Source organism: Agromyces italicus DSM 16388, assembly GCF_000421545.1.
Lineage (GTDB): Bacteria > Actinomycetota > Actinomycetes > Actinomycetales > Microbacteriaceae > Agromyces > Agromyces italicus.
Genome location: NZ_ATXF01000007.1, coordinates 1 through 18,074 on the forward strand (window position 1 = coordinate 1; position 18,074 = coordinate 18,074).

Here is an 18,074-nt window from a genome sequence, read left to right on the forward strand (position 1 = left end):
GCCCCCGAGCCCGCGCCCCCCCCCGAGCCCCGAGCCCGAGCCCGATCCCCCCGACCCCGGGCCCCGCGACTCACCGCCACGCTTTCGGCGATCACCACGATTTCGGATGCCTCGGGCCCATGCCGTCCGAATTCGTGGTGATCTCCGAAATACTGGCGCGGCGGCCGCGCAAGTAGGCTTGACCACGCACGATTCCGCCCGCACGGGCGCCGACGAGAGAGAACGATGGCCGACGAGACGCCGAACCAGACCGCCGAACCCACTGCCGAAGAGATCAGTGAGCAGAAGGCCGTGCGGCTCGCCAAGCGCGCGCGGCTCATCGACGAGGCATCCGACCTCGGTCTCGGTGCCTACCCGGTGCGTCTGCCGATCACGGCGACGATCCCCGAGGTGCGCGACCGCTTCGTCGGCCTGGGCGTCGACGAAGCCTCGGGCGAGTCCGTCGGTCTCGCCGGCCGCGTCGTGTTCTCCCGCAACACCGGCAAGCTCTGCTTCGCGACCCTGCAGTCGGGCGACGGCAAACGCATCCAGGCGATGGTCTCGCTCGCCGAGGTCGGCGAGGAGTCGCTCGCGGCGTGGAAGGAGCTCGTCGATCTCGGCGATCACGTCTTCGTCGCCGGCGAGGTGATCACGAGCCGCCGCGGAGAGCTCTCGATCATGGTGCGCGAGTGGCGCATCGCCTCGAAGGCGATCCTGCCGCTGCCGAACCTGCACAACGAGCTGAGTGAAGAGAATCGGGTGCGCTCGCGCTATCTCGACCTCATCGCCCGCGAGCAGGCACGGCGCAACGTGATCGACCGCGCGAAGGTCAACGCGAGCCTGCGGGCGACCTTCACAGGCCTCGGCTTCGTCGAGGTCGAGACCCCGATGCTCCAGGTCATGCACGGCGGCGCCTCGGCCCGCCCGTTCGTCACGCACTCGAACGCCTTCGACACCGAGCTGTACCTGCGCATCGCCCCCGAGCTCTACCTCAAGCGCGCCGTCGTCGGCGGCATCGAGCGGGTGTACGAGATCAACCGCAACTTCCGCAACGAAGGCGCCGACTCGACGCACTCGCCCGAGTTCGCGATGCTCGAGGCCTACGAGGCGTACGGCGACTACAACACGATCGCCGACCTGACGCAGCAGCTCATCCAGGATGCCGCGAAGTCGGTGTCGGGTTCGCACGTCGTCACCTGGGCCGACGGCACCGAGTACGACCTCGGCGGCGAGTGGGACCGCATCTCGATGTACGGCTCGCTCTCGCAGGCGGTCGGCGAGGAGATCACCCCCGAGACCCCGATGTCGCGCCTGAAGGAGCTCGCCGACGAGGCCGGCATCGAGATCGACCACCCGATCCCCGGCAAGTTCGTCGAAGAGCTCTGGGAGCACCACATCAAGGGCGGGCTCGTGCGGCCGACCTTCGTCATGGACTTCCCCGAAGACACCTCGCCCCTCGTACGCGGTCACCGCGAGATCGCCGGCGTCGTCGAGAAGTGGGACCTCTACATCCGAGGGTTCGAACTCGCCACCGGCTACTCCGAGCTCGTCGACCCCGTGATCCAGCGCGACCGCTTCGTCGAGCAGGCGAAGCTCGCCGCGGGCGGCGACCCCGAGGCGATGCGCCTCGACGAGGAGTTCCTGCGGGCGCTCGAGTTCGGCATGCCGCCGTCGGGCGGCATGGGCATGGGCATCGACCGCCTGCTCATGGCGATCACGGGTCTCGGTATCCGTGAGACGATCCTCTTCCCGCTCGTCAAGTAGCGACCAAGAGACGGATGTCACGGCGATGAACGATTACCTTCCGAAGGACCAGCTCGAACCCGAGCAGGACCCGAAGCGGCCGTCGAACACGCGGCTCGCGATCTGGATCGTGGTCGGGGCGATCGGGCTCTACCTCGTCGGTTCGGGCGTGTGGGGTCTGCTCTCGCAGGGGTGACCGGTCGCCGTACGCACCCGTCGTGCACCGGCGCCGGGCACGGAGCCCGGCGCCGCCGCACGGCCGGCGGTCAGCGGCGCCCGACGAAGACGACGCCGCGGTAGCCGGCTTCGCCCCACGCCACCATTCGGTCGAGGTCGGCATGGGCGACCGGCAGCTCGTGCGAGTCGACCCAGGTCTCGCCCTCGTCCGAGCTGATCCACGGGTCTTCGATCACGATGACGCCCTCACCCGCCGCATGAGCGAGCACCCAGTGCGGGCCCGTCTCGCCGTGCATCGGCGCCTCGTCGACGAGCAGCAGGGCGAGCTCGCCGCCGGCGATGCGCCGCGCGATCTCGTCGATCGTGATCCGGCTGCGGCGCACCGGCAGCCCGGCCGCCTCGGCCTGGCGCAGCGACTCCGCCTGCAGCTCCGCCCGGAAGTCGCGTTCGAACCCGGTGTACGCCTCGATCAGCACGGGCCCGTCGTGGTCGAGGAACACCTCGACGCTGACCTCGCCGGGCACCGTCTCGCGCATGACCACACCGAGGCCGACGGGTTCGATGGCCGGGTAGTTGCTCGCCCGCCGCCAGAACGCGAGCTCGAGGTCGCGGTCGGCGAGCGACGGCGTGGGGAGGCTGTCGGCCGAGGCGTCGGATGACTCGCCTGACGCGACATCCGACGCATCGCCGAAGCCGACCGCGCCGATCGCCTCGGTCGCGAGCAGCCCGCTCACCGCGCCGCAGGTGTAGAGCGTGGTCTGCGCATAGTAGGGCGCTTCGTCATGGGGCACGTCGCGCAACCAGCGCACGTACCCGCGCGATCCGAGCGTGCCGGGTGCCGAGGGGTGCGGCGCGGCAAGGGGCACGAAGCCCTGTTCGACGGCGAACGCCGGCAGCTCCCGGCCGAACGGCACCTCCCACTTCACGGCGGCGTCACCCGCCGCCACCGCGCGAGCGACGATCTCGTCGACGAGGGTCGCGGCCGCCACGGCATCCGCCTCCGTGCGCCACCAGACATCGACGATCTTGACCGCGGCGGTCGCACTCCGTCGGGAGGTGAGCGCCGCCGCCGCGGGCCGGTCGTCGCGGTGGGCGACGTCGACGCGCGGCGAGTACGGCGTTCGCGGCGCGGCCCATCGTTGCGCGCGGGTCTCGCCGAGCGCCGCTCGCAGCTCGTCGTCGAGCAGGGTGTCGGTGATGGTCGTCATGCGACGGTGGTCCTTCCTGTGGTGTCGCGGCGTGCCGCCGCGACCAAGAGTTTCGTGTAGTCCTCGGACGGTTGGTCGAGCACCTGTGCGCATGAGCCGTGTTCGACGACGTGGCCCTGCCAGACGACCGTCACCGTGTCGGCGATGCGGCGCACGACGGCGAGGTCGTGCGAGATGAACAGGATCGCGATGTCGAGCTCGTCACGCAGTCTCCCGAGCAGGTCGAGGATCTGCGCCTGCACCTGCACGTCGAGGGCCGAGACCGACTCATCGCAGATCAGCAGGCGCGGTCGCGGGGCGAGCGCGCGGGCGATCGCCACGCGCTGGCGCTGGCCGCCCGACAGCTGAGCCGGTCGCTTGGCCGCTGCGTCTGCGGGCAGGCCGACGAGCTCGAGCATCGCTGGGACCTCATCGGGCCGGCGACCGCCGACCCCGAGTGCCTCCCGCAGGATCGCCCCGATCGTCATCATCGGGTTGAGCGACGAGTACGGATCCTGGAACACGATCTGCATCTGCTCGGGCGTGCGCGAGCGACGGCCCGGCGCGAGCGGCCGACCGTCGAAGACGATCGACCCGCCGTCCTCGCGTTCGAGGCCGGCGATGCAGCGGGCCAGCGTCGACTTGCCCGATCCCGATTCGCCGACGACGCCGACGACCTGCCCGGGGGCGATCGAGAGGTCCACCCCGTCGAGCACCGTGCGCAGGCCGAAGCGCTTCACGACACCCGTGGCCGAGATGAGGGGTGCGCGGCCGGCGACCCCGAGGTCCGCATCGTTCCCGAGCGCGTCGTCGGGCCGCTCGGCGTCGAGGGCGAGCACTGGATCGGCGGCGATGAGTGCGCGGGTGTACGCGTGCTCCGGCGACGAGAGCACCGTCGCCGTGGCGCCGCGTTCGACGACCTCGCCGTGCCGCATGACGAGCACGTCGTCCGTGCGACCGCGGACGAGCCCGAGGTCGTGCGAGATCAGCAGCATCGCCATGCCGCGCTCGAGCTGCAACTGGCGAAGCAGGTCGAGGATCTCGGCCTGGTTCGACGCATCGAGCGCGGTCGTCGGTTCGTCGGCGATGAGTAGGCGCGGGTCGCTCGCGAGTGCAGCGGCGATCGCGACTCGCTGACGCATACCGCCCGACAGCTCGTGAGGGTACGCCCGGGCGACGCGCGCCGGCAGGTTGACCTCGGCGAGGCGCTTCGCCACGGCGAGGTCGAGCTCCCGCTTCGGAAGCCGCCGGCCCGCCTTCGCCTCCAGCGTCCAGGCGATCTGGGGCCCGCACCGGTGCACCGGCGAGAGGCTCGTGAACGGGTCCTGCAGCAGGAGCGACACCTCGCGGCCGCGCACGCGGCGCCACGCGGCATCCGTCGCGTCGAGGGGGTGCGCCCGGCCGTCGACGCGCAGCACGCCCCTCGCGCCGAAGCCGCCCGGAAGCAGGCCGACGAGACTCTTCGCGGTGAGCGTCTTGCCCGAGCCCGACTCGCCGATGAGCGCGAGCGAGGCGCCCGGCTCGATGCCGAAGGCGACCGCCGCGACCATCGGCCCGGCGGGGCCGTCGATGCCGTCGATCGCCACCTCGATTCCGGTCATGCGACACCTCCTGAGCGGGTCAGGCGCTGGCCGAGCCAGTCGCCGACCAGGTTGACGCAGCAGGCCACGGCGATGATGAGCACCGCCGGCACGATCACCGCAGCCGGGTTGTCGAACATGATCGCCCGGTTGTCGGTGAGCTGGCGGCCCCAGTCTGCCGTGCCCGGCGGCACGCCGACGCCGAGGAACGACAGCGACGAGAACGCGACGAGCGCGAACGCGACATTGAGCATCGCATTCGTGATGACGAGCGAGGAGACGTTCGGCAGGATGTGCCGGAACATCACCCGCCAGCGCGAGAGCGAGAGCATCTGCGCGGCCTCGATGTACGGGCGCGCCGCCTGCTCGAGCACGCCGGCGCGCACGATGCGGATGTCGGACGGCGAGAAGAGCAGGATGAGCAGCGCGACCGTGGTCCAGTAGCCGCCGCCGAAGACGCCCGAGACGACGATGGCGGCGAGCAGTACGGGGAGCGCGAGCAGCAGGTCGGTCCACCGGCTGATCGCGAAGTCGAGCGGGCCGCGCTCGTACCCCGCGAGGGTGCCGAGCAGGATGCCGAGGAGCATCGAGCCCACCGCGACGCAGACGGGGCCCACGAGCGCCGACGCGGCGCCCGCGACGGTGAGCGCGAGGATGTCCCGGCCGAGCTCGTCGGTTCCGAGCGGGTGCCCGGGGGAGCCCGCGGGCATGAGGCTCGAGAGGATGTCCTGCTTCGTCGCGTCGGGGAAGAGCAGCGGGCCGAGGAGCACGGCGAGCAGCGCCACGGCGAGCACCACGAGGCAGGCGACGATGGTCGCCGGGATGCGCCGACGCGAGCGGAAGCCGACGCCGACGGGGCCGAGCGCGGCGGTCATGCGGCACCTCCCTGATCGCGGACGCGCGGATCGAGCATCAGGTAGGCGAGGTCGGCGAGCAGCGCGATCATGGCGATGACGAGGGCGACGAGCAGCGTGAGCGCCTGCACGACGGCGAGATCCTTGAAGAGCACCGAGTCCTGCAGCAGGGTGCCGAGGCCGGGGAGCGCGTAGGTCGTCTCGGCGAGCACGGTGCCGCCGACGAGGAAGGTGAGCAGCAGGCTCGCGCCGGTGACGATCGGGATGGCGGCGTTGCGGAGGGCGAGCCGGCGGGTGCGCGACTCGGGGATGCCGCGGGCGCGCGCCGAGGTGACGTAGTCGGCGTCGAGCTCGCGCAGCATCGCCGTGCGGGTGAGCTTCAGCACGATGGCGCCGAGACCCGCCGCGAGCGTGACCGCCGGCAGCACGAGATGGTAGAGCGTGTCGAGCGGGCCGCGTCCACCTCCGTACACCGGGAAGATCGGCAGGTAGTAGGCGAAGACGTAGAGCAGCAGCAGCCCGACCGCGAAGGTGGGTGCGCTGAGCCCGATGACCCCGAGGGTCGTGCCGGCGCGGTCGAGCACGCCACCGGCGCGAACGGCGCTCTGCACGCCGAGCGGGATGCCGACGGCGAGGGCGATCGCGAAGGCGAGTCCGCACAGGGCGAGCGTCAGCCCGAGCCGCGCGGCGATCGCGTCGGAGACGGAGGTCTGCAGGCGGATCGACTCGCCGAAGTCGCCACTCAGCACGCCCCCGAGCCAGCGCAGGTACTGCACCGGCAGCGGGTCGTCGAGGTGGTACTGCTCGCGGATGGCGGCGACGGCCTCGGGCGAGGCGGGGCGTGTGCCGAGCAGCGTCTTGACGAGATCTCCGGGGGCGAGGTGCAGCATCGAGAAGACGATGATCGACAGCACGAACAGGATCGCCGCGGTGCCCAGCACGCGCACCGCGAGCATCCGGCCGATCGGCCGGAGTCGCGGCGCGCGTGCAGCGGGAATGGACTCGGTCACGGCGCGGTCCGGTAGATCTGGGTCGGCCACGACGAGATGAAGGCGAACGAGCTGTAGTCGTCGAAGCCGAGATCGTTGCCGAAGGCGGTGGCCGACTGGCCCCACCAGAGCGGCACGTTCACGACGTCCTCGGCCTGTAGCGTCTCGGCCTGCACGAGCAGCTCGACGCGTGCTGCCGGGTCGGACTCGGTTCCGGCCTGCGCGAGCAGTTCGTCGATCTCGGGATTCGAGTACGCCGAGGGGTTGCCGGCGCCGAGCAGGTAGCTCGGCACCTCGGCGGGGTCGCCGAGCGTCGAGAAGTACCACATCATCCCGACGCCGTAGCTCGACGAGGCGTCGAGGCTCGCGAGCCACTCCTCGATGGGAACCTCTCGCACGTTCAGCGTGATGCCGATCGACGAGAGGTTCTCGGCGAGCGACTGCGCGGCGGTGCCGAGCTGCGGGCCGGTCGAGGGCGTGAGGAGTTCGGCCTCGAAGCCGTCGGCGTGCGCGGAGGCGGCGAGCGCCTCCTTCGCCGCGTTCAGGTCGAAGTCGTACTGGGGGATGCCGGCGAGCACGTCGCGGGCCTCGTCGGCGTCGTACGCCTTGCCGAGCGACTCGGGCGTCATGATGGCGGTCGCGGCCTCGCCGTGGCCGCGCAGGAGCTTCTCGACGACGGCGTCGCGGTCGACGGCGTGCGCGAAGGCCTCGCGCACCTTGGGGTCGTTGAACGGCGCGAGCGAGGTGTTGAAGTAGAGCCCGACGTACGAGAGGTCGTTGACGTACTCGACGCGCATGGTCTGGAGCTGCTCCCACTGCGTGGACTGGGCGAGCGGCACGTTGAAGGCGACGTCGACGTCGCCCGACTGCGCGGCGAGCAGGCGGGTCGACTCGTCGGGGATGAACTCGACGGTGATCGACTTCACCTTGGGCAGCTCGCCCCACCAGGTGTCGACCCGCTCGAACTGCACGTGCGAATCGGGCACGAACTCGGTCACCTGGTACGGCCCGGTGCCGAGCAGCATCGAATCGGCTGTGCCGACCTTGCCACCGTGCTCCTCCCAGAAGGCCCGCGAGGTGATGAAGGCGGCACCGCCCGAGCTCATGTTGGCGGCGAAGGCGGCGTCGGGTGCGGTGAGGGTGATCGTCACCTCGTTCTCGTCGGTCTTCTCGATCGTGTCGACGCCCGCCAGGTAGTACGCGAGGCCCGGGGAGGCGGTCTCGTCGCGCGCCTGCTCGAGGCTGAACACCACGTCGTCGGCGGTGACGGGCGTGCCGTCCTGGAACTCGGCGTCGTCGCGGAGCTCGTAGACGAAGGTGACGTCGTCGGTCTGCTCCCATGACTCGGCGAGGCCGGGCTGCACCCGACCCTGGGCGTCGACCGAGACGAGGCCCTCCTGTGCGATCGACGCGATGTAGTAGTTCAGGATGCCGGACTCCTGGCCGACGTACAGGTTGGAGAGGGAGCCCGGCAGCGCGACGCTGATGTGCTCGATCTCCTCGCCGGTGTCGGTGCCGGCACCCGACTGGGGTGTGCCGCTCGTGCAGGCGGCCAGCAGCAGCACACCGGCGGCTGCTGCGCTTGCGCGCGCGACGCGGGAACGGGATGTTGCGGACATGAGGGGGTCCTCCTCTTGCAATTGGGGGAGTGTTGCGAGGGCGATCGGACGCGCGAAGCGCGCGCGGTGACCGTTCGAGCGACGACGGGCGTCGGCGAGCGCCTCCACCTCGTAGCCGCTCGGACGGCGCGCGGCGAGCATGCGCAGGCTCGCCGCGACGGCGGGGATCTCGCTCGCCTCGGCGAGCGTGACGGCGACGGTGCGAAGGCTCAGCGCCGGGCTGAGCCCGAGCACTCGCACTCCGGCCGGAGGGGCCGTCGCGAAAGCGCTCTCGGGCAGGAAGGCGACGCCGACCCCTCCCGCGACGAGCGCGAGCGCCGCGTCGGGGCGGCTGACCGCGAGGTCGGCCGGGCCGCTCGTACGGCCGACGGCGCCGGCGACGACCGCCGATCGGGTGCCGTCGCCGAAGATCCAGGGCAGGTGGGCCAGCGCGGATGCCTCGACGCGCACCCCGGGCTCGGGCATCTCGTCGAACGGGAGCACAGCGATGAGCTCCTCGCCGTAGAGGAACGTCGATCGGAGGCCCTCGCGACGCAGACGCTGCCCGCGCTCGCCGGGAGCGCCGGCGGCGCCGGTGGTCACGGCGACGTCGACGCGGCCGGAGCGCACGAGCTCGAGTGCCTCGTCGGTCTCGGCCTCGACGAAGCGCACCTCGATACCGGGGATGTCGGCCGCGATGCGGGCGAGTGCCGGGGCGATCGTGCCGACGACGGCTCCGGCGGGGGCGGCGATGCGAACGGTGCCGACACGATGTCCGAGGGCCCTGGCGAGTTCGGTCGCGGCGGCCGTCAGGCTCGCGTCGATGCGGGGCGCATGGGCGGCGAGCAACTGCCCGATCGCGGTGAGGCTGGCCGAGCGCGCGGTGCGGGCGACGAGCGGGGTGCCGAGGCGCGACTCGAGGCGCTGCACGTGCTGGGTGATGGTGGGCTGGCTGAAGCCGAGCGAGCGCGCGGCCGCGCTGATGGACCCGGTCCGGTCGATCGCGACCAGGATCCTGAGCGAGTGGACATCGAGCACACGGGTGAGGGCATCGATCTCGATGAGTCCTGCGTTCTCCAGCTCCATAGGCACAGGCTATATATCCGAAGGTTTCGATGGTGTAACAATATGTACACGGACGTCAGGTGACGTCGAAGCCGGAGGACGACGGGAACCGTATGGAACTGCGAGCGGCGCACGAACACTGGATGGACGAGCGGGAGACGCGCGTATGGGGCGAGTGGGGGCTCGCGACGCTCGCTGCGACGCACTGGCTCACGGCCGACGCCACCGAGCTCGAGGGGCTGCCCGGCCGCTGGCGTGCGAGCGACGGCGAAGTGCGCGGCGAGGTGCACGGCGAGGACGTGCGGCTCGCACCGGGTCAGCAGCTCGAGGCGGCGGGCCTGCTGCTGCGCGGATTCGAGCGCGACGGCTCGATCGCGCTGCGGGTGCTCGATCCCGCGGCGCCCGCGGCCCGGGGCATCTCGTCGATCGAGCGATTCGAGTTCTCAGAGACCGCCCGGCTCCACGGCCGGGTGCGAGGTGAGGCGGCCACGGCGGAGACGCGATCGGTCGACGACCACGCCGCCACGCTGACGTTCGACGCGATCGTCGAGCTCGAGTGGGAGGGCGAGCCCTTCTCGTTGACCGTGCAGGAGGACGACGGCTGGTATTTCGCGGCCTTCGCCGATGGGACGGCCGGGCGCGAGAGCCACGCCTTCCGGTTCATCCGATTCCCGGTACCGGCCGACGGCGAGGCCGTCGTGGACTTCAACCGCGCCTACCTGCCTCCGTGCGCGTTCTCGGACCACTACGTCTGCGCGATGCCGGTGCCGGGCAACCGGTGGTCGGTGCCGATCCGGGCGGGCGAGCGCCTCGTGCGGTGACCACGGCCCGCACGCCGGTGGAACTCGCAGGGAAGCCGTATATCCTGAGTGCACTATGGACGACTACTGGGCGAACGCGATCTGGTCGCTTGCGCCGACCGTGCTCATCGGACTCATCTTCTGGTTCGTGATGCGCTCGATCATCCGCGCCGACCGCACCGAGCGCAAGGCGTATTCGCGTATCGAGGCCGAAGAGCGGGCGAAACTCGGTCGCGACCGGCCTGCAGCCTAGTCCGCATGGAGGCCGGGCTCTCGCAGACGGCGCTCGTCGTCGCAGCGCTCCTCCTCGTCCTCGACCTCATCGTCCGTGTCATCGCGGTGATCGTGGTGCCGCGCAACCGCCGTCCGACGGCCGGTATGGCCTGGCTCCTCGCGATCTTCTTCATCCCGTTCCTCGGGGTGCTGTTCTTCCTGCTCATCGGCAATCCGAAGCTGCCGAAGCACCGCCGCCGTAAGCAGGCGGAGGTCGACCGCTACATCCGCGAGTCCACGCACGGTGTCGAGCGCGTGAGCGACTCGAGCGCGTGGCCGAGCTGGTTCGAGGGCGTGGTGCGCCTGAACCGCAACCTCGGGTCGATGCCGCTCATCGGCCAGAACAGTGCGAGCCTGATCGGCGACTACGAGGGCTCGCTCGCGGCGATGACCGACGCGATCCGCGATGCGAAGCGCTATGTGCACGTCGAGTTCTACATCTTCGCGCTCGACGCCACGACCGAGCCGTTCTTCGAGGCGTTGGGCGATGCGGTGGCGCGCGGTGTCGAGGTGCGTGTGCTGCTCGACCACATCGCCTCGCGCCGAGCCGCCGGGTATCGGAAGACTCTGCGGCGCCTCGATGAGATGCAGGTGCGCTGGCAGCTCATGCTCCCCGTGCAGCCGCTGAAGGGCAGGTACCAGCGGCCCGACCTGCGCAACCACCGCAAGATCCTCGTCGTCGACGGCGAGGTCGGCTTCATGGGATCGCAGAACGTCATCGACCGCAGCTACAACAAGCGCAGCAATCAGCGGCGCGGGCTGAAGTGGAAGGAGCTCGTCGCCCGCGTCGAGGGCCCGATCGTCGCCGGACTCGACGCGATCTTCGCCACCGACTGGTACCTCGAGACGGGCGAGGAGCCCACGCGCGACCTCGCCGCGTCGCTCACCCAGCCGGGCGAGGCGCAGGATCTCGACTGCCAGGTGGTGCCGAGCGGGCCGGGGTTCCGCAGCGAGAACAACCTCAAGCTCTTCCTGGCGCTGCTCTACGCGGCGCGGGAACGGATCATCATCACGAGCCCGTACTTCGTGCCCGACGAGGCGATGCTGTACGCGATCAGCGGGGCGACCCAGCGGGGCATCCATGTCGAGCTCTTCGTCTCGGAGATCGGCGACCAGGCGCTCGTCTACCACGCGCAGCGCTCGTACTACGAGGCGCTGCTGCGGGCCGGCGTCAAGATCTACATGTACAAGGCGCCGTACATCCTGCACGCGAAGCACTTCACGATCGACGACGACGTCGCGGTGATCGGGTCGAGCAACATGGACATCCGCTCGTTCGAGCTCAACATGGAGGTGTCGTTGCTCGTGCGGGGGCGCTCCTTCGTGCGCGAGATGCGCGCCGTCGAGGACGGCTACCGGCGCGACAGCCGCGAACTCACCCTCGACGAGTGGCTGAAGCAGCCGCTCGGTGCGACGGTGCTCGACAACCTCGCGCGGCTCACCTCGGCCCTGCAGTAGCGATCGAGCGCCGGATGCCTCGGGGCGAGGTGCGGGCGGTGCATCCGGTGCCCGGGCGGTACGGCTATGGGAGCCCGACCACCGTCGCCCGCCCGACGAGCCGGATGCGGTCGTCGTAGCCGCCGACCACGAGCGCATCGCCCGAGCGGAGGAGGGTCACGGAGGCGAATGCCGCGCGACGGTCGGTCTCCTCGATCACTTCCGACGTCTCGGCGGAGACGTCGATGACCTCGACGGTCCGACCGCCGGCTGCGACCAGCACACGCCCGTCGGGCAGGAGCAGGGCCCCGTCGGGCAGCTTGTAGCGAGGCTCCTGCAGCTCGGGCCCGCGCTCGAAGCGGCCCGAGACGGGGTCGTACAACTCGGTCGAGGCGAGCAGAGCGGCATCGTCGGGGGTGCCGCCGATGACGAGTGCTCGGCCGTCGGCGAGGGCGACGACGGCATGCTTCATGCGGGGCTCCGACATGGGGCTCGTCGGTGTCCATCTGCCGGTCGAGGGATCGAAGACCGCGGCCTCGGAGCTCGCGACGCCGGGTTCGACCTGTCCGCCCGTCACGAGCACGCGGCCGTCGGCGAGGACGGCCGCGCCGAGTGCGTCGGCCGCCCAGGGCAGCGACTCGGCAGGGCCGATCGTGCCGGTGCCCGGATCGAGGATCTCGGCGGATGCGCTGGAGCGCTGCGGGGCGATCCAGCCCCCGACGATGAGGATCCGGCCGCCTGGGAGCAGCGCGGCGACATGGCCGCCGCGGGGCTGGAGGAGGTCGGGGAGGCGGGCGAAGGACTCCGCATCCGGTCCGATCGACTCCGCCGACCCGGTGACGCCGGCATTCTCTCCGAGGAACCCGCCGACGATCACGATGCGGCCGTCGGGTAGTGCAGTGGCGGTGTGGTTCGTACGGGGGGCGGCCATCGACGGCCCCTCGACGGCGTTCGTTCCCGCCGCCGAGACGAGGGCGGTTCGCGCGGTGGCTTCGCTGCACCCGTCGGTCACGCACCCTCCGGCGATGAGCACCCGCCCGTCGGGCAACGAGGTCGCGGAATGTGCGGCGCGCGCGGCGAGCTCAGCCGACGGCACCCGCGTGGTCGTGGGGGAGGGCTCAGGCGTCGTCGTGGTGCTGCCCGCCGTGCACCCGGCGAGGGCTGCGACGGCGGCGGCGGCCAGGACCATTCGGAGCTGCACGATGCCTCATCACGTTCGTGGTTTCAGGCGAACCGTCGGCAGTTCTGGTGCGGGCAGTGCGTCGCCGTCGTAGTCGACGCGCCCGAAGCGGCCGTCGGGGTTGTCGCGGCCGATGACCTCGGACTGCCACTGCCGGCGGAACTCGACGATCTCGTCGTGGTCTCCGCCGATGAAGTTCCACCACATGACGAGCTCTTCGCCGAACGGCACGCCACCGAGGAGGACCACGCGCACCGGGCCGTCGCCCGCGGTCAGGCGCACGCCGTCGTGGCCGGTCGGCAGGTAGCCGAGCTCACTCCGCTCGAGCGTCGCAGAGTGACCTGCGACGGTGAGTCCGTCGGCGTCGGCGGGCCGGTCGGCGACCTCGTCGTCGGTCGCCGCGATCGTGACCCTGACGGGCCCAGCATCGACGAGCACGCCGTGCTCGAAGGCGGGGTCGAGCTCGATCCACGCCTCGCCGCCCGCGGCAAGGTCGATCTGGGCGCCGACGAGCGGGCTGAAGAGCGTCACGGCGCCGTCCTGAATGGGGCGAACGGATGCCTCGTCGCCGACACCGGGCAGGGAGCCCGCGAACACGCGCACGACGGCGTCGTCGACCTCTTCGGCGACGATCTCGGCGTGCTCGAAGAACGGGGCGACGTCGCGGGAGGCGCCGGGGAGGGCGATCCAGAGCTGGACGCCGTGCAGTCGGGTCGTGGCGGGGGTCGAGACCTCGGAATGCGAGATGCCCCGGCCGGCGGTCATGAGGTTCACCTGACCGGGCCGCACGAGCTCGCGGCTGCCGGTGGAGTCACGGTGCTCGATCTCGCCCTCGAAGAGCCAGCTGACGGTCTGCAGCCCGGCGTGAGGATGGGGCGGCACGACCATGCCGCCCGACGCGGCGACGTCGTCGGGGCCGTAGTGATCGGCGAAGCACCAGGCGCCGATCGTGGTGCGCCCACGTTGCGGGAGCGTGCGCCGCACGCGCATCGCGCGCGGGCCGCCGAGCGGCACGTCGCGCGCCGCGAGCACCTGCACGCTCGGGCCCTGCCGCCCCTCGGGCGGGCAGAGCAGCTCGAGCGGGTCCTTCTCGAGATTGCTCATGACGCCAGCGTAATCCGGGCATCGGACGGCGGCCCGTTGGAGCGGTGCGGAGGCGGTGCGCAGGGTGTCGAACCGATATCATTGCGGCATGGCTACCTCCGTGCGTCTTCGCCGTGCCGGCCTCGCTGCCGCGGCCCTCGCTTCCGTGTTCCTCCTCGCCGCGTGCGCTCCGCCCACGCGAGCGGCCGAGAACTTCCCGGGCGAGCCGGTCTCCGAGCACGGCGAAGAGGGCGGCGAAGCGGGCGGCGACGTCACGGGCGAGCCGCAGGCCGCGTGGGTCGGTCAGGGCGGCCAGCTCGCGGTGACCATCTGGGGCAGTTCCACATGCCCGGCCGTCGGTGAGAGCATCCGTGTCATCGAGCCCGCGGGCGAGGGCAACCGGGTCGCGATCGACCTCGTCGAGCGGCCCGCCGACGAGATGTGCACGGCCGACCTCGTGCCGCACACGACGGTCTTCTGGACGCCGATGAACGTCACGACCACCGAGGAGCTCGTCGTCGAGGTGCAGGACACCGAGGTCGCCGTTCCGGTCAAGTAGTCGGCGGCTCGTACCCCGGTGGCCGTTCGGGGTGTCCCCCGTTGCGAAAATGGCCCCTGAACTGGGGCCAAGACATTCGGCAGCCGACGGGTACATGAGGAATCCTGTTCGATTAGCGTTGCCCGCACGTGCGCCGTCCATCCGGGACGGCAACCCGACACGTGAGGACGCTGACCCGTGCCCCGACGCAGACTGCCTGCCGCCGCCGTCGCCATCGCCACGATGGTCGGCGCACTCCTGACCCCTCTGCTCATCGCCTCGCCCGCGGTCGCCGTGACGCTCCCGAGCGGGCTCGCGACCGGATTCGAGATCGACGGCGATCGTACGGGCGGCACGCCGCCCGACACCTACGACTGGGACAGCTTCCTGTCGCCGCTCGCCGATGACGGGTCGCACACCTTCACGCCGACCGGTCCGTACACGACGACGCAGGGCTTCGACTCCACCGGCATCGTCGACGGCGACCAGGGCTGGGACAACGGCTCGCTCGCGACCTCCTGCGATGTGCTCGACGCGACCGGCTCACCCGGCAGCCAGACGCAGGCGACGAACCCCTGGGAGCCGGCCCCGGCGAACGTCAACGCCAAGGGCGACCTGTGCAGCGGCGGCGCGGCGTTCGAGATCATCACCGATGACCTGGGCGTCGAGCACGTCGTGTTCTACCTGTATTGGACACGCCTCGAGGGCAACGGCGACATGAGTACCTTCACGACCCTGCAGGGGCCGGAGGCGGGGCGCTGCGACGACTTCGCGATCGAGTTCGACTACGCGTCGGCCGGCAGCGTGACGAGCGCTGCGGTGCTCACGTGGGCGCCCGACAGCGGTGACTGCACCGACCCCGACGGGCCGGGCGAGTGGGTCGACACCGGCGACCCCCTCGACTTCGCGGCCGTGGTCGGTCAGCGCACCGAGGGCCCCGCCCCGCTACCCGGCGACGACGAGACCTTCGGCGAGCTCGCCGTCGACCTCACTGCGGCAGGCCTCTTCGAGCCCGACTCCTGCGAAGGCTTCGCGACCGGCACCTCGTTCTCGCGCACGGGCAATGCGCCGACCGCGCAGATCCAGGACTTCTTCGAGCCGCAGGATCCGCTGGTCATCACCAACTGCGGCGGGCTGAGCATCACGAAGCTCTCCGACCCGCCGGCGATCACGAGCACCGACGACTTCGACTACGAGGTCGTGCGCACCGGGGGAGGCGCGATCTTCGAGGGCGGCGAGACGGCGATCAACGACACCCTCCGCATCGGCGACACCGATGTCTGGTCCGACGTGCTCGCCGGTGACGACTACACGCTCGACGAGACGATCGCCGACGGGCTGCCGTGGGCGGAGCTCTCGATCACCTGCGAGGTCGGCGGAGAGACCTTCGAGATCACCTCGCCCACGACCGAGTTCCCGGTCGTCACGGGCGACGTGACCGAGTGCACGATCGTCAACACCACCTCGTGGGTCACGGTTGAGAAGCAGACGCTGCCCGATGCATCCGGCCAGACCTTCACCTTCGACGTCGGCGGCACCGCGGTGCAGCTGACCGACGGACAGACGAGCGACCCCGTGTACTTCGTACCGGGCAGCGAGGTGCCGGTGACCGAGACCGTTCCCGACGGCTGGAATCTCACCGAGGTCGCGTGCACCCCGGCGGGCACGGAGACGGCCGACGGCGAGACGGTGACGACGGTCGCCGGCGAGGGCGTGCACTGCGTGTTCGAGAACACGCAGAACGGCGAGATCCAGGTGCACAAGGTCGTCGACGGCCCGCAGGGCGCGGTGTTCGAGTACACCGGCAGCTGGCTCGAGGACCCGTCGACGTTCACGATCGACGCGAGCGACGGAGCGGGCGACAGCGAGGTCTTCTCGGTCGAGCCCGGCAGCTACGACCTCGCTGAGTCACCGCTCGAGGGCTATGACACGACCGATCTCGTCTGCATCGACCCCGACCAGGGCACGATCGTCGACGACGCGGCCTTCACGGCGGTGCTCGACGTCGATCCGGGCGAGTTCGTCGAGTGCACCTACACGAACACGCAGCGCGGCGAGATCCGCGTCGACAAGGAGACCATCCCCGACGAGTGGGACCAGGACTTCGACTTCTCGCTGGTCGGTGAAGACACCGATGAGCAGTTCACCATCAACGACGCGACGGACGACGAGGCCGACCCGTGGAGCTCGGGGCTCATCGTCCCGGGCGACTACACGGCGACCGAGACCGTGCCGGAGCACTGGGAGCTCGAGTCGATCAGCTGTGGCACGCCCGAAGGCGCGTCGACCGCGATCGTGCTCGCGCCGGGCGCTGTGATCACCTGCGTGTTCACGAACGAGGCGCTGCCGGGATCGGTCACGGTCACCAAGAACGTGGTCGGCGTCGCCGACGGCTTCGAGTGGGCGTTCGACCTGACCATCTCGCCGGTTCCGGGCGTACAGCCGGGCACGCAGACCGTGACCGGTGCCGGCGACGGCTCCGACACGGCGACGTGGACCGACCTCGTGCCCGGTGAGCAGTACACCGTGACCGAGACCGCGGTGGACGGCTGGAACCTGGGCGAGATCACCTGCACGGGCGGCGGCGGTGAACTCACCGACCTCAACGGCGACGAGCCCGGGTTCGCGTTCGTGGCCGAGATCGATACCGAGATCGACTGTGCACTGACCAACGAGGCGGTGCCCGGTGAGATCGAGATCGCGAAATCGACCGTCGGCGGTGACGGGACCTTCGACTTCGAGCTCACCCCGCTCGACGCCGAGGGCGTGCCGTCCGGCGCGCCGATCGTCGAGAGCGTCACGACCGAGGCCGGCCAGGGCACAGCGGTGTTCGAGGGCGTGCTGCTCGGCAGCCGATTCTCCCTCGGCGAAGCCGACCCCGGTGAGGAATGGATCGCGGGCGACCTCGCCTGCACGGTCGACCCAGCCGGCGAGGCCGGCCCGGCACCGATCGATGCGAGCGACTTCACGGTCCAGCCGGGCGATCTGATCGCGTGCGAGATCGAGAACGTCCTCAGGGGCCCGCTCGTCATCGACAAGACCGTCGACGGTCCGGCCGTCGACAACGGCGACGGCACGTGGGATGTCTCGTACACGATCACGGTGACGAGCCAGTCGGCGACCGACGAGTCGTACGACCTCACCGACGAACTGAAGTTCGGCGACGGCATCACGCCGATCGCGGCCGAGATCGCCGGGCCCGAGGGCGTCGTCATCAATCCCGGCTGGAACGGCGTCGACGACCTCGCCGTCACGACCGCGGTGCTGCCGGCCGGCGGTGAGCACGTCTACGCCGTCGCGGTGACCGCCGAGGTCGACGAGGAGATCACCGTCGATGAGGCCGACTGCACCGTCGGCATGGGAGAGGACGGCAGCGGGCTGCTCAACTCCGCGACCATCGAGTTCTGGAGCGGTTCCGCATCGAGCGAGGACTGCGCCCCGGTCGTACCCGAGCAGCCCTCGCTGCCCGCGACCGGTGCGAGCCTCACCGCCGGCTGGATCGGCCTCACGGTGCTGGCGGCCGGCGGGCTGCTGCTCTTCCTCCGCCGTCGGCGCCAGGCGGCCGAGGCGTAGATCGCTCGAGCGCTGATC

The 18,074-nt window shown here is 70.8% G+C and carries 14 protein-coding genes; 7 read left to right on the forward strand and 7 right to left on the reverse strand.

Annotated elements, in window-relative coordinates:
* The first annotated feature begins 225 nt into the window (after window positions 1–225).
* Together lysS and H516_RS22150 are read left to right on the forward strand one after the other, a co-directional pair.
* On the forward strand, window positions 226–1,743 hold the full coding sequence (lysS, locus tag H516_RS0110380; RefSeq protein WP_022889654.1) for a lysine--tRNA ligase: 1,518 nt from the start codon (window positions 226–228) through the stop codon (window positions 1,741–1,743).
* A 25-nt stretch (window positions 1,744–1,768) separates the two neighbouring features.
* Window positions 1,769–1,918: a hypothetical protein gene (locus tag H516_RS22150; protein ID WP_022889655.1), complete on the forward strand. Its 150-nt coding sequence runs from the start codon at window positions 1,769–1,771 to the stop codon at window positions 1,916–1,918.
* Between the two features lie 70 nt (window positions 1,919–1,988).
* Here the strand turns inward: H516_RS22150 and H516_RS19600 are convergent, their stop codons facing one another.
* From H516_RS19600 to H516_RS0110410, 5 genes are read right to left on the reverse strand one after another with little or no spacing between them, the layout of a single operon-like run.
* Window positions 1,989–3,107 (reverse strand): peptidase C39 family protein, encoded by a 1,119-nt coding sequence (locus tag H516_RS19600; RefSeq protein ID WP_022889656.1) that lies wholly within the window; start codon window positions 3,105–3,107, stop codon window positions 1,989–1,991.
* Entirely contained in the window at window positions 3,104–4,687 is a 1,584-nt protein-coding gene (locus tag H516_RS0110395) for an ATP-binding cassette domain-containing protein (protein WP_022889657.1), read from the reverse strand. Before H516_RS0110395 ends, H516_RS19600 begins: the two co-directional genes overlap by 4 nt.
* On the reverse strand, window positions 4,684–5,541 hold the full coding sequence (locus tag H516_RS0110400) for an ABC transporter permease (RefSeq protein ID WP_022889658.1): 858 nt from the start codon (window positions 5,539–5,541) through the stop codon (window positions 4,684–4,686). Before H516_RS0110400 ends, H516_RS0110395 begins: the two co-directional genes overlap by 4 nt.
* Window positions 5,538–6,530, reverse strand: a complete 993-nt coding sequence (locus H516_RS0110405) for an ABC transporter permease (RefSeq protein ID WP_245561795.1) — start codon at window positions 6,528–6,530, stop codon at window positions 5,538–5,540. The genes H516_RS0110400 and H516_RS0110405 overlap by 4 nt, the downstream gene beginning before the upstream one ends.
* Entirely contained in the window at window positions 6,527–9,193 is a 2,667-nt protein-coding gene (locus H516_RS0110410; protein ID WP_022889660.1) for an ABC transporter substrate-binding protein, read from the reverse strand. The genes H516_RS0110405 and H516_RS0110410 overlap by 4 nt, the downstream gene beginning before the upstream one ends.
* 92 nt (window positions 9,194–9,285) lie before the next feature.
* On the opposite strand from H516_RS0110410, the gene H516_RS0110415 reads away from it, so the two are divergent.
* The 3 genes from H516_RS0110415 to cls are packed head-to-tail and all read left to right on the forward strand — an operon-like array spanning window position 9,286 to window position 11,703.
* Window positions 9,286–9,993, forward strand: a complete 708-nt coding sequence (locus tag H516_RS0110415; RefSeq protein ID WP_022889661.1) for a DUF1684 domain-containing protein — start codon at window positions 9,286–9,288, stop codon at window positions 9,991–9,993.
* 55 nt (window positions 9,994–10,048) lie between these two features.
* Window positions 10,049–10,225, forward strand: coding sequence for a hypothetical protein (locus H516_RS22395; RefSeq protein ID WP_022889662.1), 177 nt, complete (start codon window positions 10,049–10,051; stop codon window positions 10,223–10,225).
* Window positions 10,226–10,230: 5 nt separating this feature from the next.
* The gene (cls, locus tag H516_RS0110425; protein ID WP_022889663.1) at window positions 10,231–11,703 is read left to right on the forward strand and encodes a cardiolipin synthase; all 1,473 of its coding nucleotides are present in this window, start codon (window positions 10,231–10,233) and stop codon (window positions 11,701–11,703) included.
* Between the two features lie 64 nt (window positions 11,704–11,767).
* On the opposite strand, the gene H516_RS19605 is transcribed toward cls, so the two are convergent.
* Together H516_RS19605 and H516_RS0110435 are read right to left on the reverse strand one after the other, a co-directional pair.
* Window positions 11,768–12,883, reverse strand: coding sequence for a Kelch repeat-containing protein (locus tag H516_RS19605; RefSeq protein WP_157432227.1), 1,116 nt, complete (start codon window positions 12,881–12,883; stop codon window positions 11,768–11,770).
* 9 nt (window positions 12,884–12,892) lie between these two features.
* Window positions 12,893–13,966: a pirin family protein gene (locus tag H516_RS0110435; protein ID WP_022889665.1), complete on the reverse strand. Its 1,074-nt coding sequence runs from the start codon at window positions 13,964–13,966 to the stop codon at window positions 12,893–12,895.
* Window positions 13,967–14,054: 88 nt separating this feature from the next.
* Here H516_RS0110435 and H516_RS0110440 point away from each other — a divergent pair, with 88 nt between their 5' ends.
* Entirely contained in the window at window positions 14,055–14,504 is a 450-nt protein-coding gene (locus H516_RS0110440) for a hypothetical protein (RefSeq protein WP_022889666.1), read from the forward strand.
* Between the two features lie 177 nt (window positions 14,505–14,681).
* On the forward strand, window positions 14,682–18,056 hold the full coding sequence (locus H516_RS0110445) for a prealbumin-like fold domain-containing protein (protein WP_022889667.1): 3,375 nt from the start codon (window positions 14,682–14,684) through the stop codon (window positions 18,054–18,056).
* Window positions 18,057–18,074: the final 18 nt, after the last annotated feature.